We start from the raw sequence: 228 nt of genomic DNA, 5'->3' as shown, positions 1-228 counted from the left end.
TGTCCCCCGCCGGCCGGGTGGAGACCCCCGGCGGCGACCTCGACCTCGGCATCGCCCGGCTCTGCGGCGACGCCGAGGGCGTGCTGTCGACCGGGCGCGGGGACGCCGACGACGTCATCGCGCGGGTCGGTGCCGGCGAGGGCGACGGCCGGGCGCTCGTGCTGGTGGGGAGGGGCTGGGGCGTGGACGGGGCGTACCTGGAGGCGGTGCTCGGCCTGGTCGACGCGA

Annotated in this window: 1 pseudogene; it reads left to right on the top strand. The window is 79.4% G+C overall.

Annotated features, from left to right (window positions below):
- Positions 1-228: pseudogene (locus KVT14_RS22100) on the top strand (hypothetical protein); the annotation flags it as partial.

This window comes from Cellulomonas sp. GbtcB1, assembly GCF_019091725.1.
Classification (GTDB): Bacteria; Actinomycetota; Actinomycetes; order Actinomycetales; family Cellulomonadaceae; genus Cellulomonas.
This window is presented reverse-complemented; position numbering and strand designations above follow the sequence as displayed.